This window comes from Halomonas garicola (assembly GCF_031935715.1).
Taxonomy (GTDB): Bacteria; Pseudomonadota; Gammaproteobacteria; order Pseudomonadales; family Halomonadaceae; genus Vreelandella; species Vreelandella garicola.
In genome coordinates, this window is the sequence record NZ_JASSZF010000018.1 from 25,598 (window position 1) to 51,542 (window position 25,945).

At 63.1% G+C, this 25,945-nt stretch carries 26 protein-coding genes, 1 tRNA gene and 2 pseudogenes; 25 read left to right on the forward strand and 4 right to left on the reverse strand.

The features are described from left to right. Positions 1-295: 295 nt before the first annotated feature. The 15 genes and pseudogenes from RS027_RS08085 (at position 296) to RS027_RS08150 (ending at position 11,808) form a co-directional block, all read left to right on the forward strand. Positions 296-1,297 (forward strand): restriction endonuclease, encoded by a 1,002-nt coding sequence (locus RS027_RS08085; RefSeq protein ID WP_311955872.1) that lies wholly within the window; start codon positions 296-298, stop codon positions 1,295-1,297. Between the two features lie 21 nt (positions 1,298-1,318). Beyond that, positions 1,319-1,822: a hypothetical protein gene (locus RS027_RS08090; RefSeq protein WP_311955874.1), complete on the forward strand. Its 504-nt coding sequence runs from the start codon at positions 1,319-1,321 to the stop codon at positions 1,820-1,822. A 17-nt stretch (positions 1,823-1,839) separates the two neighbouring features. Beyond that, entirely contained in the window at positions 1,840-2,907 is a 1,068-nt protein-coding gene (locus RS027_RS08095; RefSeq protein WP_311955875.1) for a helix-hairpin-helix domain-containing protein, read from the forward strand. Positions 2,908-2,923: 16 nt separating this feature from the next. Further along, entirely contained in the window at positions 2,924-3,613 is a 690-nt protein-coding gene (locus RS027_RS08100) for a hypothetical protein (protein ID WP_311955877.1), read from the forward strand. Positions 3,614-3,714: 101 nt separating this feature from the next. Continuing rightward, on the forward strand, positions 3,715-3,951 hold the full coding sequence (locus RS027_RS08105; RefSeq protein ID WP_311955878.1) for a hypothetical protein: 237 nt from the start codon (positions 3,715-3,717) through the stop codon (positions 3,949-3,951). An 84-nt stretch (positions 3,952-4,035) separates the two neighbouring features. Then, entirely contained in the window at positions 4,036-4,812 is a 777-nt protein-coding gene (locus RS027_RS08110; RefSeq protein ID WP_311955879.1) for a DUF4417 domain-containing protein, read from the forward strand. 359 nt (positions 4,813-5,171) lie between these two features. Continuing rightward, positions 5,172-6,125, forward strand: a complete 954-nt coding sequence (locus tag RS027_RS08115) for a hypothetical protein (RefSeq protein ID WP_311955880.1) — start codon at positions 5,172-5,174, stop codon at positions 6,123-6,125. 108 nt (positions 6,126-6,233) lie between these two features. Beyond that, entirely contained in the window at positions 6,234-6,710 is a 477-nt protein-coding gene (locus tag RS027_RS08120; protein WP_311955882.1) for a hypothetical protein, read from the forward strand. A 1,386-nt stretch (positions 6,711-8,096) separates the two neighbouring features. Further along, positions 8,097-8,441 (forward strand): hypothetical protein, encoded by a 345-nt coding sequence (locus RS027_RS08125; protein WP_311955885.1) that lies wholly within the window; start codon positions 8,097-8,099, stop codon positions 8,439-8,441. 66 nt (positions 8,442-8,507) lie between these two features. Continuing rightward, positions 8,508-8,687 (forward strand): hypothetical protein, encoded by a 180-nt coding sequence (locus RS027_RS08130; protein WP_311955888.1) that lies wholly within the window; start codon positions 8,508-8,510, stop codon positions 8,685-8,687. Continuing rightward, positions 8,677-9,498 carry a hypothetical protein gene (locus tag RS027_RS08135; RefSeq protein WP_311955890.1) on the forward strand — a complete coding sequence of 274 codons (822 nt, stop codon included), beginning with the start codon at positions 8,677-8,679 and terminating at the stop codon, positions 9,496-9,498. The genes RS027_RS08130 and RS027_RS08135 overlap by 11 nt, the downstream gene beginning before the upstream one ends. 123 nt (positions 9,499-9,621) lie before the next feature. Then, positions 9,622-9,912, forward strand: coding sequence for a hypothetical protein (locus RS027_RS08140; protein ID WP_311955896.1), 291 nt, complete (start codon positions 9,622-9,624; stop codon positions 9,910-9,912). A gap of 40 nt (positions 9,913-9,952) precedes the next feature. Further along, on the forward strand, positions 9,953-10,456 hold the full coding sequence (locus RS027_RS08145) for a siphovirus Gp157 family protein (protein ID WP_311955897.1): 504 nt from the start codon (positions 9,953-9,955) through the stop codon (positions 10,454-10,456). A gap of 12 nt (positions 10,457-10,468) precedes the next feature. Then, positions 10,469-10,624 (forward strand): annotated as a pseudogene (locus RS027_RS13510) (helix-turn-helix domain-containing protein); the annotation flags it as partial. A 68-nt stretch (positions 10,625-10,692) separates the two neighbouring features. Then, entirely contained in the window at positions 10,693-11,808 is a 1,116-nt protein-coding gene (locus tag RS027_RS08150) for a tyrosine-type recombinase/integrase (protein ID WP_311955899.1), read from the forward strand. 65 nt (positions 11,809-11,873) lie between these two features. Here RS027_RS08150 and RS027_RS08155 read toward each other — a convergent pair. Beyond that, positions 11,874-11,950: transfer RNA gene (locus RS027_RS08155), tRNA-Pro, on the reverse strand. 99 nt (positions 11,951-12,049) lie between these two features. Next, on the reverse strand, positions 12,050-13,063 hold the full coding sequence (gene ispB, locus RS027_RS08160) for an octaprenyl diphosphate synthase (RefSeq protein WP_311955901.1): 1,014 nt from the start codon (positions 13,061-13,063) through the stop codon (positions 12,050-12,052). Between the two features lie 355 nt (positions 13,064-13,418). Between ispB and rplU the strand changes: the two genes are divergently transcribed. The 4 genes from rplU to proB all read left to right on the forward strand — a co-directional run bounded on the left by rplU (position 13,419) and on the right by proB (position 16,594). After that, on the forward strand, positions 13,419-13,730 hold the full coding sequence (gene rplU, locus RS027_RS08165; protein ID WP_311955903.1) for a 50S ribosomal protein L21: 312 nt from the start codon (positions 13,419-13,421) through the stop codon (positions 13,728-13,730). 31 nt (positions 13,731-13,761) lie between these two features. Continuing rightward, a complete protein-coding gene (gene rpmA, locus RS027_RS08170; protein WP_311955905.1) occupies positions 13,762-14,019 on the forward strand; it encodes a 50S ribosomal protein L27 in 258 nt (85 codons plus the stop codon). 192 nt (positions 14,020-14,211) lie between these two features. Next, the gene (cgtA, locus tag RS027_RS08175) at positions 14,212-15,402 is read left to right on the forward strand and encodes an Obg family GTPase CgtA (RefSeq protein WP_311955906.1); all 1,191 of its coding nucleotides are present in this window, start codon (positions 14,212-14,214) and stop codon (positions 15,400-15,402) included. A gap of 43 nt (positions 15,403-15,445) precedes the next feature. Beyond that, the gene (gene proB, locus RS027_RS08180) at positions 15,446-16,594 is read left to right on the forward strand and encodes a glutamate 5-kinase (RefSeq protein WP_311955907.1); all 1,149 of its coding nucleotides are present in this window, start codon (positions 15,446-15,448) and stop codon (positions 16,592-16,594) included. A 9-nt stretch (positions 16,595-16,603) separates the two neighbouring features. Here the strand turns inward: proB and RS027_RS08185 are convergent, their stop codons facing one another. After that, on the reverse strand, positions 16,604-17,608 hold the full coding sequence (locus tag RS027_RS08185) for a DUF1853 family protein (protein WP_311955909.1): 1,005 nt from the start codon (positions 17,606-17,608) through the stop codon (positions 16,604-16,606). A 51-nt stretch (positions 17,609-17,659) separates the two neighbouring features. Here RS027_RS08185 and RS027_RS08190 point away from each other — a divergent pair, with 51 nt between their 5' ends. The 4 genes and pseudogenes from RS027_RS08190 to RS027_RS08205 all read left to right on the forward strand — a co-directional run bounded on the left by RS027_RS08190 (position 17,660) and on the right by RS027_RS08205 (position 21,918). Next, the gene (locus RS027_RS08190; RefSeq protein WP_311955911.1) at positions 17,660-18,511 is read left to right on the forward strand and encodes a hypothetical protein; all 852 of its coding nucleotides are present in this window, start codon (positions 17,660-17,662) and stop codon (positions 18,509-18,511) included. A 35-nt stretch (positions 18,512-18,546) separates the two neighbouring features. Then, positions 18,547-19,920, forward strand: a complete 1,374-nt coding sequence (locus RS027_RS08195; protein WP_311955912.1) for an IS1182 family transposase — start codon at positions 18,547-18,549, stop codon at positions 19,918-19,920. A gap of 128 nt (positions 19,921-20,048) precedes the next feature. Next, positions 20,049-21,200: pseudogene (locus tag RS027_RS08200) on the forward strand (metallophosphoesterase family protein); the annotation flags it as partial. 52 nt (positions 21,201-21,252) lie between these two features. Continuing rightward, positions 21,253-21,918 carry a glutathione S-transferase gene (locus RS027_RS08205; protein WP_311955914.1) on the forward strand — a complete coding sequence of 222 codons (666 nt, stop codon included), beginning with the start codon at positions 21,253-21,255 and terminating at the stop codon, positions 21,916-21,918. 22 nt (positions 21,919-21,940) lie between these two features. On the opposite strand, the gene nhaD is transcribed toward RS027_RS08205, so the two are convergent. Further along, positions 21,941-23,413 (reverse strand): sodium:proton antiporter NhaD, encoded by a 1,473-nt coding sequence (gene nhaD / locus RS027_RS08210; RefSeq protein ID WP_311955917.1) that lies wholly within the window; start codon positions 23,411-23,413, stop codon positions 21,941-21,943. A gap of 538 nt (positions 23,414-23,951) precedes the next feature. Between nhaD and rpsT the strand changes: the two genes are divergently transcribed. Both rpsT and murJ read left to right on the forward strand, forming a co-directional pair. Beyond that, positions 23,952-24,218: a 30S ribosomal protein S20 gene (gene rpsT, locus RS027_RS08215; protein ID WP_311955919.1), complete on the forward strand. Its 267-nt coding sequence runs from the start codon at positions 23,952-23,954 to the stop codon at positions 24,216-24,218. A 77-nt stretch (positions 24,219-24,295) separates the two neighbouring features. Continuing rightward, entirely contained in the window at positions 24,296-25,876 is a 1,581-nt protein-coding gene (murJ, locus tag RS027_RS08220; RefSeq protein ID WP_311955921.1) for a murein biosynthesis integral membrane protein MurJ, read from the forward strand. Positions 25,877-25,945: the final 69 nt, after the last annotated feature.

The following is a 25,945-nucleotide window of genomic DNA, read 5'->3' on the forward strand; positions in this document are numbered from 1 at the left end:
TGAAGTGGCGCTGATATGCCGGTTTTTTTGCATGCGCTGTAGCCAAGGAGGGCGCATGACCACACCTCAAGATCTATCCCGCCAGGCCCATGAGCTGCACAGCAGAGCCTCAGCTTGCAGCAAATCGCCGCCGAGCTGGACACCAGCGGCGACCGCGCCTCCCAGCTGATAGTAGCCTATGAACAGCAGCTAGATGAGTAATCACTGTGCTGGTAATCGGGGGTGTCACCTCATGCACGGCCGTACTGACGTAGTGTACGGTTATCGCCTTGGTCTTTTACATTTGGGAGTCAGCATGAAACAAGGATGGATGATTCGCGCCGGTGAGGGTGGCCGGCTTTTCGATAATTTTGAGTCCCGTAGCTGCGTGGCTGTGGGGTGGAACGCGCTCGGTGACCTCGGCCAATACAGCACCGATGATGAGCTGCGCCAGGCATATATAGAGCACCACGGCAACGCCAAACCCGGCCGCACCGGTAATGCTGTGGCTATGATCCGCAAGTTTTGCGATGTGGTTCAGGCGGGCGATACCGTCATCACTTATAGCCCGGAGCATCGTGAGTACCTAGTAGGCATTGACAAAGGGCATTACGAGTTTCTCTCGGCAGACAATCAGGTCGAAGATTACGCCCATGTGCGCTGGGTGAAATGGGAGGGCAAGGTTCCCCGTGATGCGCTTACTCAAGCAACGCGTAGCTCCCTTGGCTCGACCTTGGCTGTTTTCCGCTTGTCTGATGCAGTTATTGAAGACATGCGCGCAGTGCTGACAGGTAAGGCCGCCGAACCAGCCCAAGAGCCGGAAGAAGTTGAAGCAGACTATGTTCAGCTCAGCGAGAATATCCGTGCGCAGAGCCATGAGCTGATTAAGGACCGTATTCAGCAACTGTCACCGGAAGAAATGGAGCATTTTGCCGCAGCTATCCTTCGCGCAATGGGCTACCACACCAAGGTTTCTCCCCGTGGTCCTGACCGTGGTGTTGACGTGGAAGCATCGCCGGATGGCCTTGGGCTGACCAAGCCGCACATCAAGGTAGAGGTAAAGCATCGTGCTGGCAGCATGGGATCAGCTACCGTGCGCAGTTTCATTAGCGTGGTGCGTAGCGGTCAAAATGGAATATTCATCAGCACTGGTGGTTTTACACGCGAAGCCCGCTATGAAGCCGACCGTGCTCCCAATCCTGTTGCCTTGGTTGATATCGACGACTTGGCAAATCTAGCGGTAGAAAACTATCAGCATTTCGACACAGAAGGCCGCGCGCTGCTGCCACTGATGCATGTTTATTGGCCTACAGAATGACTAACTTGCCAAGGAGGGCAGATGACCATACCCCGCGATCAATCCCGCAAAGCCCATGAGCTGCAGCAGCAGGGCCTCAGCCTGCAGCAAATCGCCGCTGAGCTGGACACCAGCGACGACCGCGTCTCCCAGCTGATCGCAGCCTACCAGAAACAGCAGCCTGCCGAGCCGCAGCAGCCCTGGTGGCACGGGCTTTCGCCCCACACGCGGGTATTCCTGCAGGAGCAGGGCATGCACAGCCGTGCTGATGTTGAGCAGGGCTACCGCGATGGGCTGTTCACACGCGGCCATCCAAATGCGTTCAGAAGCATTACGGCCCATCTTCGGCGCCGCATCGTGGAGTGGCTGAACCAGCCGGTGCAGCCATATCGCGTCTCCCAGGCTGAGTATCCGATGGATGAGACGATCACGCTGCGCTTGCAGGCCGATACCGTGCGCGAGCTTGAGCGCATAGCGAAGAAGGCAGGCACCAAGCCGGATGCGCTTGTAGAGGCGTTGATTATGCGGGAAGCTGAATGTAAATGACTCGATGAGAGCACTGCATGAAAAAAGCGTCCACGGCCCTGGTTGCCGCTTTAGCCCTCGTGCCGCCCGTTGCGCTGGCAGATACCATCATCGGCAGCTGGAATATCAAGCACCTTGGCTGGAATAACGACAAGGCCATGGCTGAGGTGGCTCATGTCGCCCAGCATGCGGATTTTTTGGCTATTCAGGAGCTGATGGACCCCGCCGCACTGGCCGAGCTTGAGCGAGCCGTCGAAGCCGCCAGCGGCGAATCATGGTCCAGCATGGCTAGCGATGCGCTTGGCCGCAGCACGTACCGCGAGAGTTATGGCTTCCTGTGGCGAGACAGTGAGATCGAGTACGATAGAGGCGCGGTGGTCTTTCTGGACAGCCAGGATATTTTTGCGCGGGAGCCGTACTCGGCTCAGTTCATCGAGCTGGATAGCGGTCAGCAGTTTGTAGCGGCCACCGTGCATGTGACCTACGGCGACGGAATCAGCGACCGGCTGCCAGAGATCGAGGCGCTGGCCGACTACTGGGGCTGGCTTGAGGAAGTTTATCCCGGCACGCCGCGTCTGCTGATGGGCGACTTCAACCTGTCGCCGGATCATCCCGGCTGGGCAGCCCTGCGCAAGCTGGGGGCATCACCGGCGATTACCAACGGTGCTACGACGCTCGGCACCACCAACGGCACCTGGAGCAACCTGTACGACAACATCTGGCACAGCGACAGGCTGAACATCACCGACAGCGGCATTATCCGCTTCACGGATCTGCTGCCCGGCGATCATGTGAAAGCACGGGATGCCGTATCGGATCACGCGCCGGTCTGGATCGCGCTGGGTGATGCTGACATGGAGCTGATGACGCTTGACGGTAGCGACTACGAAGCCGCCAGCGAGGCCGCCAACGATGCGACGTACTGCATTGACTTGAACGAAGCCAGCGCCGAGCAGCTGGCGGAGCTGCACAACGTCGGACCTGCCCGCGCCAAGCAGATTATCGAGATGCGGCCTTGGGGCAGCGTGGATGAGTTGACCCGGGTGAGCGGCTTGGGAGCGGGCAGCGTAAAAATGATAAGAAATAACGGGCTGGTATGCCCGTGACAAAAAAGGGAACGACATGAAAAAGCAAGGGCTGACTACTGCTGTGCTGACCAGCATGGCACTGGCTACCGTACCGGCCTTCGCCGCCGAAGACAGCACGCGGCTATTCAAGGACTGGCACTACGGCCAGCATGTAGACGATTTTCCCCGCAGCCAGGGCTACTATGACTGCTCGGGCGATCTTGGCGTTTTCGCGCTGTGCCATGACGGTGTGACGTTTCTGGAATATCCATTCCAGGGGCAGCTTTTTTTTGGTGACGACAACCGCTTGACGCACGCAACCGTGGTGGCGGATTACAGTGACGATCTATACGTCACCGTTATTGGTGCCCTGACTCGCAGCTTTGCAATCGTGTCCGCCGAGGGGCCGTATGAGACGCTGGACATTATCGAGCGGGCCAAGGCCGGTGCGTTCAGCAGTGAGGAGGAAATGCAGGCGGCGCTGGTCGCGTTCGAGGCAGAGCAGCACCGGCAGGGCTATTTCGGCATGACGCTGATGGAGCAAGAAGGAATCCTGGAAGCGAAGCAAGATATACAGAACGCGCAAGAATTGATGATGAACGCCCCAGAAGGAGTGCGCGTGGCTGAGATTGCTGTGTACGAAGACGACTGGGGGCCGCTGGTGGAGACTTCCTTTTATCTACCTGAGCGTCAGCTGGGGCGTGCCATAGAGAAGGCGAAGGATGCGCCGGTTGAGGATTTTTAAACCAGCGTGTCGCCATACTTGGCGCTGATACCTGTTTGCGTCTACAGTAGCTTGTGCAGCACCTAACCATCCACTCGCTGAGAAGCGACAGGAGAGCAATTATGGCTACTGGTTACATCCAACTAAGCCAAACCCAGCCACCCGTTGACGTGCCCATCATTTGTCGGTTTTACCATCCTGAAATGGAAACGTCGTTATATGGCCTGCATGGCCGACCCAATGCCATAAGCAAGGCCATCCGGCGGGCTGACGGCAAGATCTACTACCACGCGGATACCAACCCCGGTCTGGGGGAGATCAAAAGCTCATGGATCGAGTGGAAGCGTTGCTGGTGGTAGGTTTATTCCAGGGACAAGGAGAAACGCCATGACCCACTTTGACGGCGGGCGCGGCAACGACGCCAAGCCCAAAGCGTAGCGCCCGTGCCGCGCTCATTCACCCAGCCGCCCGAGTGGACGTGCAAGCCCGGCGGCTGGGACACCACCGGCACCCGCGAGATATTCCCCAGCGCATCGCCGTTGGGGGTTCCCGACATTCTTCCCCAAGACTTCACCGAGCTGCCACCCGCATTTCGGCTGCTGCCGTACCGCAGCAAACGCAGTTTCGAGCTGCGCGATGTCTGCCATTTCTACCTTGATGACTACCGCTTCGAGACGGCCTGGAACCGGCCCAACGCCGCGGCGAATCACCTGCGCCGCTACTGGGCCGCGCTGACGCCGGACTTCAGCCTTTACCCGCAGTGGCCCGCCGTGGTGAATCAGTGGAATACCTACCGCAGCCGATGGCTGGGCCGCTGGTGGCAGAGCCAGGGTCTGCGCGTGATACCCACGGTGAACTGGTGCGACGAGGCGAGCTTTGCCTACTGTTTCGACGGCATCCCGCCCGGCCAGATCGTGAGTATCGGCGTGCCGGATGCCCGCCGGGCGCATGTGGTGGAGCGTTACCGTGCCGGCGTTGAGGCCATGTGCGAGCGGCTTCAGCCGCGCTTGGTGCTGGTGTACGGCGACAGCCCCGTGGAGATCGACGCGCCGGTGCTTGAGATCGAGCCTGACTGGCATCGCCTGCGCGGCGTGAGTCGCCGCCCCCGGGCGAAGGAGAAGCGAAGCTGCTCAGAAAGAGTCAGGTGCAGCCCGCATCGTGCAGTGCCATCCACCGCGCCCACGCTGCCGCGTCGGCTTGACCCCGGCCCGCACGGCTGACGCCATGCTGCCCCGTGCCGGACTTCACCGCTCGCGCCGTCTCGGGCAGCGCCACGCATACCGCCGCCTGGCGGCTGCCCGGCCGGCACGACGCTGGCATCGTGCGCGTAGCGAGTGTGGCCCCGTAGCTCGCTTGCGCCGTTGTCATGCGGGCTCGCCAAACCCCCGGCCAGCCGCGCATGCCAACAGCACGGCGCTGGCTCAGTGGAAGTGGCCGCGCAAAGCGCCGCCACCGTGCGCATGGCCGCTGCCGTGCCGTCACTCCCACCGCCCCCGGCGAAGCCGGCGGCTGCTCTGATGCCAATTTTTGCGCTTCGTGGCATGCTGCTTGAATTGCCGCCGCGACTCATGGATGACGTATGACGCAATCCGCTTACCGCCATTATCCCAGCTTTACCCGCCGCTACGTGCGCTCGGTGGTGAAAATGCTTGGCCTGCCGAAAAAGGCAGCAACAGAGCGCGAAGTGTTGGTCCAGATGCTGCACGATGAGCGTGTTATCAGCTCGATCAACGGCGAAATCTTGATGCTCGAATGGCACCACGCGCGTGAGGGTCATGTGGTGGTGCCCGAGCCTGCGCTGTCTCAGTGGCTGCAGTCGGTGCAGTTGAGCCGAGTACAAGGGGATGCCTGGGCGTGGCCCTGGGAGTTCAGCACGGTATCGTTTCCCACCGGGCAGACCTTTAACGGGCATCCCGTCGAAGGGGCGCTGGTGGCGTGGGTGGATTCGACCACGCTGCCGGCCCGCTATGAAGCGTTACTGCGTGCTCACGGTAGCCCGAACCTGATGGAGATGAAGGAGCTGGGGGAGCCGTGGCTGGTGGTGGCGATTCACAATCCGCTGGATACCAATACCAGCACCAATCCCACCATGCTTCGCGGTGCCTTTACCCCAAGCCAGATCAGCGGCTTTATCAACCGTGAGGCGGTCGATCACGCCGGCGACTACGCGCGAATGATGGACGATGAGGAAGGGCAGGTATTACGCGCCGTGGTGCGCTATGTGCTGTCGCTGGGCATGTACCTGTCGGCCTACCCCGAAGCGCAGACGGCCGGCATACCCGAGTGGATGAAGAACAAGCACCCCGCGGCGAGAAGCGGCGTGCCGTTTGCCCAGGTTAGCGCTGATCGAGCCGACCGCGAGCTGACGGCGGCCATGGCCGCGCCGCGCACCGTCGCTCCCTACTGGCGGCAGCTGCGCGACAAGCGCTTTTATCGCGGCAAGTGGGCGGAGCAGCGTCCCGGTAGCCGCTACGTGCTGGTCAGCGGCTACGAGGTGGGAGCCGAGAGGACGGTAGGTGTTGAGCGTGCGTAAGAGTAAAGGTAGCAGCCGACCGTGACACGAGGGCGCACTGGATGCGCTTTTCTGCAAAGAATCTCCAGCGAAAGTACAAGATTTCAACCAATAAGAGGAAAGGTAGGCATGGACAGCAATCAGGAACGAAAAGGCGCGTCAGCGAGCTACCGGAGACTCGCCGGCCCCGGAGAAGACAACAGGGATCTGGCCTCTACGGAGGTGGTGCGGCGCATCCTCGGACGCTTTTTGGCCGACTTCACCGATTGCTCAACTGAGCATGAGGCATCATTGCTGATTGATCGTGTGGCTGGGATATTCTCCGGTGTTGCCAGAGGCTACCAGCGTGTGCCGGACTGGGCTTCCCGGGAAGGCATTTTCTGTGCGCTGGCGATTACCTACGGTGTCGATGACCTCAAATACAAGCACAATGTCGTGCGCGATGCGCTTGCTGTCATTGCCTGCGAGCTGATCGACATGATGGTGGAAAACGACGGCGATGATGAAGGGCTCCAGCGTGGGACAGACGCCATTCTTGATAAGGCGACTATCGCTTTTACGGGGCCGCTCACCCGCCTGCCGGAAATCAGCGGGCCGCATGAATAGGTGCGGGAGGTTTAACGACCACCCGTGTGCCCCCGCCAGCTTCGCTCGCGGTCGGGCTGCTACAGGTTCCGCTTCGCTTCAACCGGCAAAGCCGGTCGCTTACGCGCCTTCTGCATCCCTGGCACTCTTGCGCTCCGCGCGCTAATACGTGCCGGCTCGTCCCTCACCGCCCTGATGGGGCAGGCTTCGCCCGCCCCTTGAACCCAACCCCTTCAAAGATGCCGGCGCAAGCGCCGCTTTTATTTGCCCCGGCTGCCTTTTCCCGCCGCAGCAGATGACCGTGCCTACGTGGCCTCATCGAGAAGGTCAAACCCTGCCTCGCCAGCGGGCAGCCAGGGGCCGGTCCGCAAACCCCCGCGGCCGGCCCTGGCCGGGGTCAGCATTCGGTGCTCAGCGCCGGCAAGCGGCAAATCGGAACCCCACGCAAACCGCCGCGCGGGGCCCCCGCGATTTGCCGCTTGTCCTGCGCCCAAACTCTAGTGCATTCCCAAGGCATTGTTTTATTCGAAAAAATCGGTAATTTTACTATACTTATATACAGTAAATTGGCTTTTCGAGGGGGTGCTTTATGTCGTTTCAGTCGGGTGGTTTTGCCTACGGTGGCGGCGTGGTTCAGCAGCAGGGGCCGCGTGGTTGGGTGTGGTCACAGCGCATGGCACGGCGCGGCTTAAATCCTGCGCCGGCTTGCGTGTGCGTGCCGCTCCGGTCAAAAGCGGCGGCGCTGGCGGCTAGCTGGGTGCTGCGCCGCCAGGGTTGGCAGTGCTGGCCACGGCCAGGCAAGCGCACCGGTGCCAACATCGAGTTGAAAGTTGCCGTGCCGCCCGGCTGGTCGGCATCTCAGCTGCGTCAAGCATTAAGCTGGCTAATCTTTTAGAAACTATCAACGGTCGCGCAAAGCGACCGTTTTTATTTCCAAAAATAATCAATAAAAACATAGGCTTGAATCGTTTTTATCATAATAAAAAGACATTTAACTATGCGAAAACGGTATGCAAAAAGGGCATAAATGCCTGGCAGATGGCCCTGCATAGGCTAATATTACTAACGAGAGTAATATATTACACAACGTAGTGATTATCTCTCCGCGTTTTTTTACCCGGTCGGTTCGGGCGCGATAAAGGGAAAAACCGGGGCCTGTAACTGCACTCACATACGGAATTTGGAGGTGTTTTATGTCTGGCTTGGAGCGGGGCAGTGTAGCTGCCAGCCGAGTACGCCAAAGCGTCGCGCAGTATGAGCCGGCGCTTGTAGCCCAGGCGCGCGAAATCGCACTTGGGCAATCACAGGAACCTGCAACGCCGGAGCATTTACGCATATTGCTGTGCTGGCTGGACGGCCACGCCATGCGCCCCGAAGGGGCTACTACCCACTAGAAGGAGTCTGGAAATGAATATTCAAAGCAATTTTCACCGCGTGAAAAAAGTCGTGCCCGAAGCCATACGGAAACACCATATGGATGACGGAAGGATTTATTACACGCGCAAGCTGCAAATCTGGATCGCTGAGGATGAAATTAGCCACACGTTGTTTGCCGATACTCGGGAGGCGCTAGAGCTGCCCGGAGAAGCCGAGGAGCGGCAAATCAAGGGGCTAAAAGCGGCAATCAGCGAGACGCAAGCGCTTTTGCCGTATGCGGATCACGGCGCGTATAGCCAGGACTTGGCGCGAATCAGTCAGATGGAAGGCGAGGTCACGCAGCTGGAGAGTCAACGTAGCAGCAGGCTTGCGTGAGAGTGGCCCGTGGTCAGTGTAGGGGCTGGCTACGGGCCGGGTATGACCCAGTGCGAGGATCACATCATGGATATTAGACACGTATCACCGGAATGGCAAGCGCGCCAAGACTGGCGTGAAGAAGGCGTATTCCGGCCCGAAAAGCTGATCGGCCTGGCGGCGCAGCGTTACTGCCGCGAAGCCGACCGTATCGAACGCGAATGGAGTCAGGCGTTTCGCCAGGGAGGGCAGCACCATGTCGAATGAAGTCATTGAGCACACCGCGCAACCGCAGGCGGCCGCTGCGCAAGCGGCCGTCGTCGCCACTGCCGCCGCGTCGCCGCTGGATCTGCCGGCTGAAATGTTCAAGGCCGGGCTGGATCGTCGCGGCGAGAACCGCCGGGCGCTTATGGAGTGGGTACGCTCGGCGCTGATCGAAAACGTCGATTTTGGCCGCATCCCAACGCGGCGCGGGCCGTCGAAGCCGTCACTCTGGAAGCCCGGCGCTGAAAAAATCTGCGGCATGCTCGGCGTGACGATTCACTACCCGACGCTTGGCGACTACGAGCAGGCCGCGCTTCACGGCGTGGCCCTGGTTCACGTCATTCTGCGCTGTGAGATCCAAGATGCCGCCGGCAACGTCGTTGCCGATGGCGTGGGCGCGCGCAGTCTCAAGCAGGACGGGAACGACTTGAACAAGGCGCTCAAGATGGCCGCGAAATCGGCACACATTGACGCGACCCTGCGAATGGCGGGGCTAAGTGAGGTGTTTACGCAAGATTTGGAGGACATGGCACATGGGCAAAACGTGGAAAAAGCGGCCGGCAACGCGCACCAAGGTGCGGCGAAAAATCCAACACCAGCGGCGCACCAGGCGGCAGCACCGTCGCAAAAATGCATCACGGAAGCGCAGCACAAACGCTTAGAAGCGCGTATTGCCGAGCTGCAGCTTGACCGTGAGCGCGTGAAGAGCTGGTTGCAGCGTGCCAGTCACGGCCAAATCAGCAGCTTTACGGAGCTGACGCCGGAAATGTACCGGCAGCTGGACAAGCGCTTAACCCAGTGGGCCACCCATTGATTCATCTTAATCCCGAGAAAAAGCTGTCAGCCGCGGTGCGGCTGGCAGCCCGGCACCGCTGTTATCTGGTGCTGGAGGCCGGCAGGCCGCACTTGATACGCCAACCGCGAAAGGAGCTTCGACATGGCACAAGCAACCCACGACCTCAGCGTTAAAACCGGCGAATACCAGGATCGACAGACCGGGCAAATGAAGAACCGCTGGCAGCGCATCGGTACCGCGTTTCAGCACGATGACGGCGGGCTATCTATCAAGCTCGACTGCGTGCCGGTCGGTCAGGACTGGGATGGCTGGGTCAGCATGTTCCCGCGCGACCAGGGCCAGCCGCAGGGCTATCAGCAGCCGCAAGCCGGCCAAGCGCCCTACAGCGGGCAGATGCCGCCGCAGCAGTTCAACCAGAATCCCCGCTATTAATACTCAGCCGCCCCGGCGCTGCCGGGGCCAGGAGAGCAACATGGCACTGCCCACACTTTACGATATCCGCGCCGATTACTTGGAAGCGCTGGAAACCCTGACCGATCCCGAGCTTGATCTGCCGGCCGAGGCCGTCGCCGACACGCTGGAAGGGCTGGAAGGCCAGCTGCAGGAGAAAGCCACCAACGTCGCGGCTTTCATGCAGCACCTGAAAGCCACGGCTGAGGCGATCAAGGAGGCCGAAGCGAAGATGGCGAAGCGCCGCCGGGCAATCGAGAACCGCGCCGCGAGCCTGCGCGACTATTTGCACGACAACATGGAGGCGGCAGGCATCAGCAGGATCGAGTCGCCGTGGTTTGAGCTGAAGATCCAGAACAACCCGCCGGCGGTAGCCGTGGAAGACGAGCAGTCGCTGCCGGATCGGTTCAAGCAGGAGGTGACGACGATCAAAGTGGACCGCAACGCGATCAAGGCGGCATTGAAGGCCGGTGAGGCGGTGCCCGGGGCCACGCTGACCGCAGGGACGCGGCTGGCTATTCGATAAGAGGATGCAGTCATGGCAGACGAGATTCTATTGAGCCTGGACGAGACGGCGCGCCGCTTGGGTGGCGTGTCGCCACGCACGGTTCGCAGGATGATCGAGCGCGGCGAGTTGGACGCCGTACACGTTGGCCGACGCATCACCGTGCCCGTAGCAGTAGCCAATGCCTGGGTAGCACGCCAGATGGCACCTGAGCATAATGACAGCGGCACGGGACTGGGTGCGCAAGGAGGTAACAAATGCCGAAGCGCAAAATTAGCCGTGGTAAAGACGGCATCTATGAACGTGAGGACTCCTCGTGCTATTGGGCCTCGTACATCGACGCACGCGGCAAGCGAGTTAGGTGCTCGACTGGCATCAAAAAATCGGCAGCCGGCCGGAAAGAGGCCGAGGCGCTGCTGAGCAAGTGGCGCCTGGAATCTCACATGGAGAAGCAGTGGGATGAGCAGCCGTCGCGCACGTTCGATGAGCTGATGCTGGCCTATCTGGATGAGCTGGACAACATGGGGCGAGCGACGGAGCGGCACACTTGGAGCTTGAAGAAGCTGTATCCCGTATTTACGGGGTGTGATTTGCAGCAGCTGACGGCACGCGATATCCGGGATTATATCGTCGGTCGCCGTAAGGAAGGCGTGAGCGCCGGGACGATCAACCGTGAAATCGGGTTGATGTCCGCCGCGTTGAACCATGCACGCAAGGAGTGGGACTGGGAAGTACCGAACCCATGCGAGAAGCGGCGACTCAAGGAACCCGAAGGCCGTATAAGGTGGATCACGCGGAAAGAGGCGGGGCGCTTGCTGGCTGCTGCCCGCGATCCCGAAAGGCCCCACTATCTTGAGCCTTTTATTGCCTTGGCGCTGAATACGGGGTGCCGACGTGGTGAGCTGCTTGGCCTGGAGTGGGAGCGTGTTGATCTAAAGGCGCAGCTTATTCATCTGGAGGCCGAGCATACCAAGGCCAAGCGCCGGCGCAGCGTGCCGATGAACAATGCTGCACGGCAAGCGATGCTGTCGCTGTTGCAGTTTCGCATGCGGTACTGTGCGGATACGCCATGGGTATTTTGCAACCAGAACGGTCAGCGTATCGCGGACATCAAAAAGACCTGGGCTACCGTATGCCGTAAAGCCGGTATTCAGGATTTTCGTGTCCACGACATGCGCCACACCTGCGCAGCTTGGCTGGTTACGTCAGGAGTGCCGTTGGCAGAAGTGCGAGATCTGCTAGGTCACTCTAGCATCACGATGACCGAGCGCTACGCGCATTTGGCACCGGAGAATATACGTTCTGCCGTTGCCCGATTGGATGAAAAGGAGGATGCAGAAACAAAAAACCCCCGGATTTTCCGAGGGTCTTAAGTCACGTTTTGGTCACGTTAGACTCAGGTGCGACAAGAGAGAATGGCCTAAGTCATTGAAATGTTTGGTCGGAATAGCAGGATTCGAACCTACGACCTCTGCCTCCCGAAGGCAGCGCTCTACCAAGCTGAGCTATATTCCGAAGCGCTGTCGGCCGTGGGCCGTCAACTGGTGGCAGATCATACGCCGCTTGCGGCGGCGTTTCAAGCTTTTTCTGGCCGCGCGGTATGGAAGGCGGCGGTCAGGCCTTGCGCTCTATGGCGGCGCGGGCGAGCGTTTCCATGGTGTCGCGGAACTCGCTTTCCGGCAGGGCGGCCAGCTGGGCCAGGGCCTTTTCGGCCATCGCTTCGGCGCGCTCCCGGGTGTAGTCCAGCGCGCCGGTGGCGCGTACGATCTCGAGCACGGCGTCGAGCTGGTCGAGCCCGCCCTTGCGAATCGCCTGGCGGATGAGCTTGGCCTGCTCCGGGGTGCCCTTTTCCATGGCGCGCAACAGCGGCAGGGTGGGCTTGCCCTCGGCGAGATCGTCGCCGACGTTCTTGCCCATGGCGTCGGCGTCGCCCTGGTAGTCGAGCAGGTCGTCCACCAGCTGGAAGGCAAGGCCCAGGTAACGGCCGTAGAGCTTGAGCGCTTCTTCCTGCTCCGGGGTGGCCTCGGCGATGATGGCGCCGGTCTGCGAGGCGGCTTCGAACAGCTGGGCGGTCTTGCCCTGGATGGTGGCGAAGTAGTCGTCCTCGCTCACCGAGGGGTTGCCGATGTTGGTCAGCTGGCGGACCTCGCCTTCGGCGATGATGCAGGTAGCGGCGGAGAGGATTTCCATGATGCGCATGGAGCCCACGTCGACCATCATCTGGAACGAGCGCGAGTAGAGAAAGTCCCCCACCAGCACCGAGGGTGCGTTGCCCCAGGCGTCGTTGGCGGTCTGCTTGCCCCGGCGCAGGTGCGACTCGTCCACCACGTCGTCGTGCAGAAGCGTCGAGGTGTGCATGAACTCGATCAGCGTGGCAAGGGTCACGTGCTTGTCGCCGCCGTGCTGTTTGCTACCGTAGCCCAGCGAGCGCGCGGCCAGCAGCACCAGCAGCGGGCGCAGGCGCTTGCCGCCGCTTTCGATGATGTAGCCGCTGATGGCTTCGACCAGCGGCACCCGGGAGCTCAGCTGCTCGATGATGGTGCGGTTGACCGCGGCAAAGTCATCGGCCACCGCGGCGTGCAGCGGCGATGAACTGGCAGGCGTGGAAGCGGGAGTCTCGGTGGTCATGGGATCCATTCATCGCGGCAGAGGTGGAGGCAGACGCGCGCGAATCATGCCGGTGACAACACGAAGCTAATGAGCAGGCACACGCCGGGGGCCAAAGCTTGATAACGCCGCTTATGCTATGGGGGCGCCGGGTGGTCGTCAAGGTAACGGCCCGCCGCGGTTGATTTTAATCGGCGGTTGTGCGCCCGCGCGGGGGTCGCTATAATACGCGGCCGCTTGTCATGCTCCCTGTCAGATGGTTGCCAAAAGGGGCGCCACTCGCCGCAGGTCGATTGTGCGCGTATCGAACAAGAGCCAGGCGCGATGAGCAAGGCGGCGCCGGGCGCCGCCACTAGAATCCGTTTCGGAGAAAGACATGTACGCAGTAATCAAAAGCGGTGGCAAACAGTACCGCGTTCAGGAAGGCCAGACGCTCAAGCTTGAGAAGCTGGAAATCCCTACCGGCGAAACCATCGAGTTTGACGAAGTGATGCTGGTGGCCGACGGTGATGACGTCCAGATTGGCGCGCCGCTGCTCAGCGGTGCCAAGGTGGCGGCAGAGATTGTCGATCACGGCCGTGGCGACAAGATCAAGATCATCAAGTTTCGCCGCCGCAAGCACAGCATGACCCGCCAGGGCCATCGCCAGTGGTACACTGAAGTCAAGATCACCGGAATTACCGCGTAAGCGGTTGTTTCCCTGCTAGGAGGTATTAACCATGGCACATAAGAAAGCCGCCGGTTCCACGCGTAACGGTCGCGACAGTGAATCCAAGCGCCTTGGCGTGAAGCTCTTTGGTGGCCAGGCGGCAACGCCGGGCAACATCATCGTGCGCCAGCGCGGCACCAAGTTCCATGCCGGCGCCGGCGTGGGCATTGGCAAGGACCACACTCTGTTCGCGCTCGACGAAGGCGTGATCAAGTTCGAGACCAAGGGTCCGAAGAACCGCAAGTTCGTCAGCGTCGTCTCCGCGTAAGCGACACCGCTTCCCCGAACGACCGCTACGAACGACAGGCCCCGCCACGGCGGGGCTTTTTTGTCTGCGCAGCTTGGCTTTCTGTCAGGGCAGCTGTTGCAGCACGGCGCAGAGCGCCACAAAATGCACAAGGGGTGCTCGCAGGGCATCCATTGGGATAAACGGCGGCGAGAGCGGCCAGGAGCAACAACCATGCAATTTCTCGATGAAGCCTCGGTGATTGTCGAGGCGGGAAATGGCGGCAACGGCTGCTTGAGCTTTCGCCGCGAAAAGTACGTGCCCAAGGGCGGCCCGGACGGCGGCGACGGCGGCCACGGCGGCAGCGTCTACCTGATCGGCGACGACTCGCTGAACACCCTGATCGACTTCAAGTACCAGCGCTTTTACAAGGCGGAAAACGGTCGCCCCGGCCAGGGCCGCCAGATGAGCGGCCGCGCCGGCCACGATCTGCACGTCAAGGTGCCGGTGGGCACCACGGTGATCGACGAAGACACCCTGGAGGTCATCGCCGACGTCACCGAGGGCGGCCAGGTGGTGCTGGTGGCCGAAAGCGGCCGCCGGGGCCTGGGTAACATCCATTTCAAATCGTCCACCAACCGCGCGCCGCGCCGGACCACGCCGGGTACCGACGGCGAGCGGCGCAACCTGCGCTTCGAGATGAAAGTGATGGCCGATGTGGGCCTGCTGGGCCTGCCCAACGCGGGCAAGTCCACGCTGATCCGCGCGGTGTCCGCAGCCAAGCCCAAGGTCGCCAACTACCCGTTCACCACGCTGGTGCCCAACCTCGGCGTGGTGAAGCTCGGCCTGCACGAGCACTTTGTCATGGCGGATATTCCCGGGCTGATCGAGGGCGCCTCGGAAGGCGCGGGGCTCGGGCTGCGTTTCCTGAAACACCTCACGCGCACCCGCCTGCTGCTCCACGTGGTCGACGTCGCGCCCTTCGATGAAACCGACCCGGTGGCGTCGGCCAAGGCCATTGCCCGGGAGCTTGAAGAGTTCTCCCCGGCCCTTGCCGAGCGCCCGCGCTGGCTGGTGCTGAACAAATTTGACCTGCTGCCCGAAGACGAGCGCGAGGCCCGGGCCCGGGAGATCGTCGAGGCGCTCGGCTGGGAAGGGCCGGTGTTTTCCCTCTCGGCCATCAGCCAGGACGGTACTCAGCCGCTGGTCCAGGCGGCTTACCGCTGGCTCGAAGAGCAGCAGCGTCTTGAGCACGAGGACGAAACCGCCTACGCCGAGGAGCAGGCCATGCGTCGGCGCATGGAAGAAGAAGCCGTGGCGCGCACCGAAGCCCGCCTGGGCCGCAAGCGCAAGCCCCGGGACAAAGACGGTGATGACGACGACTTTGACGACGACTACGATGTCGAAGTGGAATACGCGCCCTGACCGGGCGCTCTAAAACGCCGGGTGACAGGCAAGGAGCTTTGCTGTGAACAATGAGCAGGAGCCGGGGCGCGAGGCGCTTTCCCGAGGGCGACGGGTGGTGGTCAAAATCGGCAGCTCGTTATTGACCAACGACGGCCGCGGGCTCGATGAAGCGGCGATCGGTGGCTGGGTCGACCAGATCGCCGCGCTGCACCGGCGCGGCGTGGAAGTGGTGCTGGTGTCGTCCGGCGCGGTGGCGGCGGGCATGCTACGACTGGGCTGGCAGGCGCGCCCCGGCGAGGTTCACGAGCTGCAGGCCGCCGCCGCCGTGGGGCAGAACGGCCTGACCCAGAGCTACGAGCAGCACTTTGCCCGCCACGATATCCTCACCGCGCAGATCCTGCTCACCCACGACGACCTCTCCAACCGCAAGCGCTACCTGAACGCGCTGTCAGCCCTGCGCACGCTGGTTGCCATGCGCGTGGTGCCGGTGATCAACGAAAACGACACCGTGGTCACCGACGAAATCCGCTTCGGCGATAACGACACCCTGGGCGCGCTGGTGGCCAACCTGCTGGAAGCCGACGCGCTGCTGCTGCTCACCGACCAGGAAGGGCTTTTTGACGACGACCCGCGGCACAACCCCGACGCCGCGCTGATTGCCGAAGGCCGCGCCGACGACCCGCGGCTGGCAGCCGTCGCTGGCGACGGCGGGGCGCTGGGGCGCGGCGGGATGAGTACCAAAGTGCGCGCGGCGAGGCTTGCCGCCCGCTCGGGGGCGGTGACGGTCATCGCCGGCGGCCGCCAGCCGGACGTGCTCACCCGTCTGATGGACGGCGAAACGCTGGGTACGCTGTTGCGCCCGGTGCAGGCGCCGCTGGCCGCACGCAAGCGCTGGCTGGCCGGACAGCTCCAGGTGCGCGGCACGTTGACCCTGGATGCCGGGGCGGTCAAGGTGCTGCGCGAGCGCGGCTCCAGCTTGCTGGCTGTGGGCGTGCGCCGGGTGCAGGGCACTTTCCGCCGGGGTGACGTGGTGGCCTGCGTGGACGAGCAGGGCACCTTGGTAGCCAAGGGGCTGGTTAACTACGGCGCCGACGAGGCGCGCAAGCTTGCCGGTAAACCGAGCCACCAGATCGAGGCGCTGCTGGGCTACGTTGAAGCGCGCTCGCTGATCCACCGGGATAACCTGGTAGTCATACGGACAGCGCAGTAGCCGTTTAGCTCAGCCGGTCGGCGGCAGCGGAATCTGCCGCGGCCAGTCGTCGGGGACGATAAACACCCGCCGGGTCTTGCCCCGAGGCGGCAGATAAACCATCAGCTGCTGCGCCACCGGCGCCTGTTGCAGCCGGGCAAGCGCGGCGTCGGCGGCCTGCCCAAGCGGGACAAAGGAGGCAAGCGGCGGCGGGGCCAGCCAGCAGGGCTTGGGCAGCCAGGCGCCCAGGGCGGACGGCGCCAGGGTGGCCTTGAGCGCCGGCCAGTCCCGGGCATAGCACCAGAGCCCGCGGTAGTGCTCCGCGGTGCTGCCTTCGGGCGCCGGCAGCGCCGCGTGAAAGGGGTAGAACAAAGCGCCCGGCATGGCGAACTGCGCCCCGGGCGGGGTCAGGGCTTCGCCGGCATCTCGGGGCGCGAGCCAGTGGCGCAGCGCCCTGCGTGCCGCCGGGGTGGCGGAAAACGCCAGCTGACGGCGTGCCATGTGGGTGCTTTTGAGCGCCAGGCTGTCAAAGCCGCCGGGGCCGATCCAGCGGCTCTGGCTTGTCGCCGCGCTCGGGCCCTCGGGCAGCCCCAGATAGAACTTGATCGCCACTTCCATGTGGATGGGCGCGGGGTCGCGGCGGGTGCGATAGATCATGTCCATCTCGCCCAGGGTATGGCGCCGCTCCACCACCCGCACGCTGTGGGCCAGCAGCCGCGTCTGCGGCGCGTGATCCAGCAGATAGTGCCAGAGCCTTTCGTGGTAGTGCCCCAGGCGCGCCAGGCGCAGCCGCGACCACTGCGCTTCGCCGGCCTTGGGCGCCTGTTGCGCCAGCCAGTCGGAGACCGCCGCGGGCGTGGCAAGCCCCAGCGCGGCGCCGTTCGGCCGGCCGGGGTAGCCCGGCAGGGCCACCAGGTCCGGCGCTTGGCACAGCCAGGCCAGGTCGCGCAGCGCCGGGGCGGCAAGCGCCTCGTCGACGCCTTCAAGGCACGCCGGTGCCGAGACCCTTGAACCTGTGGCGTTCCGTCCTGTCAACTGTTCTCCTTTGTTTTCAATACTAAAGTTTTTTGTCACCAGGGATGTGCCATGTCGTATTCTCCAGCAGATATCGCCGAGCAGCCGGATGCGCCGGCCGCCGGCAATGCCGACGAGAGCGGCTTGCCCGACGTGCTGGTCGGCCCGCTGCTGCGCCGGATATCGCCCCGCCGCTGGGTGATGTGGCTGGTCACCTGCCGGCCGCTTGATCTGATGTTGACGCTCGCTCCGCGCGGTGGCAAATCCCGCCGCATATCCCTGGCGGACCAGCCGTGCCTGGCGATAGGGCGCCACGCCTTTATTTACCCGGTGGATGTCGCCCTGGACGAGCCGCTGCCCCAGGATACGCTGATCGACTACGACGTCAGCATCTGCCGTGACGACGGTATCCAAAGCGGCATTGCCCAGTGGGCGCCGTGGCTTTGCCATACAGGCGCCGCCATGCCAAGCGTGGCGATTGCCTCGAGCCACCGTCGACTGATGCACGGCTCGTGTCGCAAGCCGCACCATCCGGTGGCTGACGGCCTGGTGCGCGGGGACGACTGGCTGGCCGACGACGTGGACGACCCGGCCCGGCGCCCGGCCTGGCTGTTGATGACCGGCGATCAGATCTACGCCGACGACGTCGCCGGACCCATGCTCTGCCACATTCACGCGCTGATTGCGCGGCTGGGCCTCTGGGACGAAGATCTGAGCGGCGCTACGCTTCCGGACAGCCCGGCGCTTTATGCCGCGGACGACACCTATTACCACCGCGACCTTCTGTTGCCCGACGTGGAGAGCAGCGCGGCGCTGCGCAAGGGCTTTTTCGGCGGCGCGAGAAAGCCGGTGTTTACCACGGCCAACGCGCACAACCACCTGATGACGCTAGCAGCCTGTCGGACTTTCCACCCCCAGACATGAGATAATGCTGACATCAACCTGACCACGGACCCGCCATGAGCCACTTTCGTTCTGTCGATCGTCACACGGCCTACCTGCTTCCGCCATCCGTTGACGAGTGGTTACCCCAGGACCATCTGGCTCGCTTTATCGTCGAGGTCGTGGACGGCCTTGATCTGCGCGCGATGGTGAGCGCTTATGGCGGGCGCGGCAGTGCGGCCTATCACCCGTCACTGCTGTTGTCGCTGTTGATCTATGGCTACGCTACCGGCGTGTTTTCCAGCCGCAAGATCGAGCGGGCAACGTATGACTCGGTGGCCTTCCGCTTCATCGCCGCCGGCTCGCATCCCGACCACGACACCCTCGCCACCTTCCGCCGGCGCTTTCTCGACGATCTGGCCGGCCTGTTCGTTCAAGTGCTCGAAGTCGCGCAGGAGATGAAGCTGCTCACGCTGGGCACCATCAGCCTGGATGGCACCAAGATTCAGGCCAACGCCTCCCGCCATAGCGCCCTGTCCCATGGCCACATCGAGAAGCTGGAAGCCCAACTCCAGGGGGAAGTGCAGGAACTGCTCGCGCTGGCCGAGCAGGCCGACCAATCCCCTGTCCCGGACGGGGTCAGCCTGCCGGCAGAAATTCAGCGTCGGGAAGATCGGCTTAAGGCGATGGCAGAGGCCAAAGCGAAGATCGAAGCCCGGGCGAAAGCGCGCTTCGAGCGTGAGCAAGCCGACTACCAGGCCAAGCTTGCCGCCCGGGAAGAGAAGCAGAAGAAGACCGGCAAGAAGCCGGGCGGCCGTCCGCCCAAGCCACCCACCGCCGGCCCCAAGGCGCAGGACCAGATCAATCTCACCGATGAAGAATCGCGCATCATGCCGGTGTCAGGCGGTGGCTTCGAGCAGGCCTACAATGCCCAGGCCGCGGTCGATACGCACAGCATGCTGGTGATGGCGCCGGCGGTTACCCAAGCCTGTAACGACAAGGAACAAGTCGAGCCGATGCTTGAGCAGCTGGCCGCCTTGCCGGACGCGTTGGGCACTGCCGACACGCTGCTGGCCGACACCGGGTATTTCAGTGCCACGAATGTGGCCGCCTGCGAACAGGCCGGTATGGATCCGCACATCGCCGTCAAGCGGGAACGTCACCACCCGCCGCCGCTGGTGCGGTTCGCCGAGCCGATGCCGCTAGCCGAGGGTAGCTCGCCGGTTATGCGGATGACGCACAAGCTAAAGACTCAATCGGGACGCGCCGCCTATGCGCTGCGCAAGCAAACGGTCGAGCCGGTCTTCGGCATCATCAAATCGGTGCTCGGCTTTCGTCAGTTCTCGCTGCGCGGACTGAACAGCGTGAGCGGTGAATGGGCACTGGTTTGTCTGGCCTGGAATCTGAAACGCATGGCCGTATTGCGCCCGAAATCCGCCCAATGGGCATGAAAGGCGGGGAAATCTGCTCATTTTGAGGTTGTTGGGCGCTGAAGGCCGAAAAAATGCATCATGATGGTGCAAAAATCTGTCAGGGCCGGTGGGGTTAATTGCCTGCCGACGCTAAGCCCGACAGGCTGCTAGGCGAAATACTCGCCATGTACTGCCTGGCGTGGTCGCCTACGCCCTGGCAGCTGGCGGCGTGCGATATGCCCGCGCTGAGCGAGGAGGATACCGAGCGCTATCGCCGGGAAGGCAAGGCGATCGACGGCTTTCGCGACGGGCTTGGTCAGTGCGCCCGGCTGATGGCCCACCTGCCGGCGCTAATGATCTTCGACGACCACGACGTCACCGACGACTGGAACCTCCACGCCGACTGGGAGCACAATGCTTACGGGCACGCGTTTTCCCGGCGGATTATCGGCAACGCCCTGATCGGCTATGTGCTGTGCCAGGGCTGGGGCAACGACCCCGACGGCATGGCGCCGCTAGCCGAGCAGGGCCGCGATCTGCTGGAAAACGCCGCGGCCTCCGGCGGCTGGCTGGACCCGGAGCGCCAGGATGCGCTGATCAACGCGCTGCTGAACTTCGAGGGCTATGCCTATCAGGTAGACGAGGCCACGCCGCCGCTGATCGTGCTGGATACGCGCACTCGGCGCTGGCGCAGCGAGCGCAACCCCAAGCGCCCCTCGGGGCTGATGGACTGGGAGGCACTGACGGAGCTGCAGCAGATGCTGCTGGACGCCCCGGGTGCGGTGATCGTCTCGCCGACGCCGATGTTCGGGGTCAAGCTGATCGAAAGCGTGCAGCAGGTGTTTACCTGGCTTGGCAAGCCGCTGATGGTGGACGCCGAAAACTGGATGGCCCACCGCGGTGCGGCCAACGTGCTGCTGAATATCTGGCGGCATTCGCGCACTCCGGGCAACTACGTGATCCTCTCCGGCGATGTCCACTATTCCTTCGCCTACGACATCGTGCTGCGCCACCGGCAGCGCTCGCCGCGGCTGTGGCAAATCACCTCGAGCGGCATCAAGAACACCTTCCCCGATACGCTGCTGGACGTGTTTGACCGGCTCAACCGCTGGCTGTATGCGCCCTGGTCGCCGCTGAACATTCTCACCAAGCGCCGCCGGCTGCGCATCTATCCGCGCGTCCCCGACCGCGGCAAGGCCGGCGAACGGCTGTGGAACGCAAGCGGCCTGGGGCTGGTGACGCTGGACGATCGGGGCCGCCCGGAGCGGATCATCCAGCTCGACACCCGCGGCGACGAGGTGGATTTCCCGCCGCCCTAGCGGCTGGCTGCTACGCTTGTCGTACGCGCCCCCGCAAAACCGGAGTCCCACCATGATTCGCCTTCATCACCTGGAAAAGTCCCGCTCTCACCGCATCCTCTGGCTCTTGGAAACCCTCGAGCTCGACTACGAGCTGGTGGAATACCCGCGCAACAGCGACGGGCTGGCGCCGGAGTCGCTCAAGCGCGTTCATCCGCTGGGCGCCTCGCCGGTGATCACCGACGGCGAGCAGACCCTGGCCGAGTCCGGTGCGATCATCGAGTACCTGCTGGCGCGCTACGGTGAGGGTCGCTGCCAGCCCGAGGCGGACGACACCGCCGGGTGGGTGAACTACCGCTACTGGCTGCACTACGCCGAAGGCTCGCTGATGCCGCTTTTGGTCATGCAGCTGGTGTTCGGCCAGCTGCCCGCGCAGTCGCCGTGGCCGGTTCGCCCCGTGGCCAAGGGCATCAACAAGGCCGTCAACCAGCGCTTTCTGGCGCCCCGGCTCAAGCAGCACCTGGCCATGATCGAAACGCACCTGGATCGCCACGACGAGTTTGCGCCGGGCTGGCCGAGCGGGGCGGATATCCAGATGAGCTTTCCGCTGCAGGCGCTGGCCCTGTCGCGTTCGCTTGACGACTACCCCGGCATTGCCGCGTTTATTCGGCGGATCGAGGAGGATGCGGCCTGGCAGCGGGTGGTGGAGCGTGCCGGGCCGGTCAGCCTGCCCGGCTGAGGCGCCGGGCAGAGAGGAGAGGTCAAGCAGCGAAGCTGCCGGCGTTAATCCACATGTGCAGCAGGATGCTGGCGACATAGCCGAGGAAAATGACCGGCATCCAGCGCAGGTGGCCCATGAAGGTGTAGGCGCCGCGCGCTTGGCCCATGACCGCCACGCCTGCCGCCGAGCCAATCGACAAAAGGCTGCCGCCGACGCCCGCGGTCAGGGTGATCAGCAGCCAGTGGCCCTGGGACATATCGGGCTCCATGGTCAGCACCGCAAACATCACCGGGATGTTGTCCACCAGCGCGGATAGCGCGCCCAGGGTGACGTTGGCCCAGGTGGCGTCCCAGCCGCCGTACAAGGCTTCCGACAGCAGGCCCAGGTAGCCCATGAAGCCGAGTCCGCCGACGCACATCACCACGCCGTAGAAGAACAGCAGCGTGTCCCATTCGCTGCGCGCCACCCGGCTGAAGATGTCAAACGGCACTACGCTGCCCAGCTGGGCGAGCTTCTTTTGGTCGCCCCGGCGGCTGTAGCGTTCGCGCTTGCGCTCGAGCGAGCGCGGCAGGCTCTGGCGGAGGAAGTAGCCGAAAAACTGCAGGTAGCCAAGCCCGGTCATCATGCCAAGCACCGGCGGCAGCCCGAGCAGCATGTGGCAGATGACGGCCGTGGCGATGGTCAGTAGAAACAGCAGCACGATGCGCCGGGCGCCGCGCTTGAGCCAGACGTCTTCGTGGATGCTCGACGGTTTGTCGCTTTTGATGAACAGGCTCATGATCGCCGCGGGGATCAGAAAGTTGGCCAGCGCCGGGACGAAGAGGGCGAAAAACGTATGGAACTCAAGGATCCCCGCCTGCCAGACCATGAGCGTAGTGATGTCGCCAAACGGGCTGAAAGCGCCGCCGGCGTTGGCCGCTACCACGATGTTGATACAGGCCAGGTTGATGAAGCGCTTGTCGCCTTCGGCCACCTTGGTGATGACGGCGCACATCAGCAGGGCCGTGGTCAGGTTGTCGGCCACCGGAGAGAGCACGAAGGCAAGCCCCCCGGTCAGCCAGAACAGCGAGCGATAGCTGAACCCCTTGAGCAGCATCCACGAGCGCAGCTTGTCGAACACGCGGCGCTCTTCCATGGCGTTGATGTAGGTCATCGCCACCAGCAAAAATAGCATCAGCTCGGTAAATTCCAGCAGCGTGGTGCGAAACGCCTGCTCCGACGTCTCGGACATGCCGTTGCTGACGTATACCCAGCCGATCAGCGCCCAGATGATCCCCGCGGCTACCAGCACCGGCTTGGACTTGCGCATGTGAATCTTTTCTTCGGCAATGACCAGCAGGTACGCCAGGACAAACACGGCGATGGCCATCACGCCCACGCGGGTATCGGTCAGATCAAGCTCGCCGGTCATGGCCTGGCCGGGCAGGCTGACAAGAAGCAGGGGAATAGCCAGCAAAAAAAGCCAGCGGCGAGAGGATCGCAGCTGGCCGGATGCTGTATATAGCTGGGACATGGTGACGGTTTCCTTGGGCGTGCTCGTCAAGAGGAAGGGTGGATAAGTACATCGGCATTTTACCAGTTCGCGGGGCGGCGCTATATAGACCAAAAGTGAGATAGATCAGTGAAGCGGCAGTTATTCCTGCCGAGACAGGGCTATCGTAGCTGGCTATGTCCAGAGAAGCTGGGAACAGGTCGTAAGAGGGGGTTCTACGCCAGGGATGGCGTAGGTAGCGTCCAGGGATGGGTTCACAGCGCCCCCTCGCAGACCTGTTGCCGGTTCGATCCGGGTGATGGGGGCTAATGGCAATGAGCTTGAGGTTTTCCGCGCATGCTAGCCAGCCTATAAAGCGCGTGATAGACTGCGCCATCCTCTCAGACATGCCCGTATCGACAGGCGGCCAAACGGCCCTGTTGACCTTTTTGGCGAACGGCGGTCTGCTGCGCATCGCAGGCCGGCCGTGTCGCGGATGTCACGTCGCTGCACAAGCGGCAAATATCGCGTTAAACCGTTGTCGTTGAACGGCAACCCTATTTCTCCAAGGAGATACCCTGTGGCGAACAGCAAGCAAGCCCGCAAGCGCGCCCTTCAGGCCGAGAAGCGTCGTGCCCTGAAATCCAGCCAGCGCACCATGGTCCGCACTTACGTCAAGCGCGTGCTCAAGGCCGTGGAAACCGGCGACCACGCCAAGTCCATGGAAGCGTTTCAGAAGGCGCAGCCGGTCATCGACCGCATCGCCGACAAGGATGCGCTGTCCAAGAAAAAGGCCGCGCGCCTGAAAAGCCGCTTGAACAAGCGCGTCAAGGCACTGGCGGCGTAAGCCGGCAGGCGCCTGAAAAAACCGGCTGCGGCCGGTTTTTTTGTGTCTGACCAGCCAACGGGTGTGGGAAGCCAGCTATGAGCACGCAAACATCGGCAGACGATACGGCTCCGCCGCCGGCGCGCAAGGGGCTGATGGGCTCAGGGCTGGTGGTCAGCACCATGACCATGCTCTCCCGGGTCATGGGGCTTGTGCGCGACGTGGTTATCGCCACGCTGCTGGGCGCCGGCAGCGGGGCGGACGCGTTTTTCGTCGCCTTCAAGATTCCCAACTTCCTGCGCCGGCTGTTCGCCGAAGGGGCGTTCAACCAGGCCTTTGTGCCGGTGCTGTCGGAATACTCCGCCCGGCGCACCCGGGAGGACGTGCGCGAGCTGCTCAACGCCACCGCCGGCAGCCTGGGGGCGGCGCTGGCGCTGCTCACCGCGCTGGCTATTTTTGCCGCGCCCTGGCTTGCCTGGCTGTTTGCTCCGGGCTTTGGCCGCGACCCGGAAAAGCTGGCGCTGACGGTGGACATGCTGCGGCTGACGTTCCCCTATCTGCTGCTGATTTCGCTGACGGCGTTTGCCGGCAGCGTGCTCAACACCTGGGGGCGCTTTGCGGTGCCGGCGTTTACCCCGGTGCTGCTCAACCTCTCGCTGATCGGCGCGGCGCTGTTCTTGACCCCGCTGATGGAAGTGCCGGCCATGGCGCTGGCCTGGGGGGTGCTCATTGCCGGGGCGGTGCAGCTGGCCTTTCAGGTGCCGTTTCTGTCGCGGCTGGGGCTTTTACCGGTCCCCTGGCCGAACTTTGCCCATTCGGGCGTCAAGCGTATCCTGAAGCTGATGGCGCCGGCGCTGTTCGGCGTTTCGGTGGCCCAGATCAACCTGCTGCTGGATACGGTGCTGGCCTCGCTGCTGGCCGCGGGCAGCGTGTCCTGGCTATATTACTCCGACCGCCTGGTGGAGCTGCCGCTGGGCGTGTTCGGCGTCGCCATCGGCACGGTGATTCTGCCGGCGCTGTCCCGCCGCCACGCCGAGCAGTCAACGGCGCACTTTTCCGCCATGCTCGACTGGGCCGTGCGCCTGGTGCTGCTGCTGGGGCTGCCGGCGGCCCTGGCCCTGGCGGTGCTCGCCGAGCCGCTGTTGATTACGCTGTTCCACTATGGCGCCATGACCGATCAGGATATTCACATGGCGTCCATGAGCCTTAGGGCCTATGCGCTGGGCCTGCCGGCGTTCATGCTGATCAAGGTGCTGGCGCCGGGGTTTTTTGCCCGGCAGGATACCAAGACGCCGGTCAAGGTGGGCATTGTCGCCATGGTGGCCAACATGGCCTTCAACCTGGCGCTGATCTGGCCGCTGGCCCACGCAGGGCTGGCGCTGGCCACGTCGCTGTCGGCCTTCTTGAATGCCGGGCTGCTGGCCTTTTTGCTGCGCCGCCAGGGCGTGCTGGTGCTGCAGCCCGGCTGGGGGCGCTTTGCCGTACAGCTGCTGGGCGGCTGCGCGCTGATGGTGGCGGTGCTCGGGCTGCTGGCGCCCGGCGTGACGGTCTGGTTCGACGCCGAGCTTGTCTGGCGAGCAGCCTGGGTGGCGCTGCTGGTAGCGGCCGGGGCCGGCGCCTATTTTGCCTGGCTGGGACTTTTGGGGCTGCGCCCCGGGCATCTGCGCATGCGCGGCTAGCCGCAGGGCCTACAACCCGGCGTGCGGTGGGTTATACTCCCCGGTTTGGGCGCCGGAAAGCGTATTCGG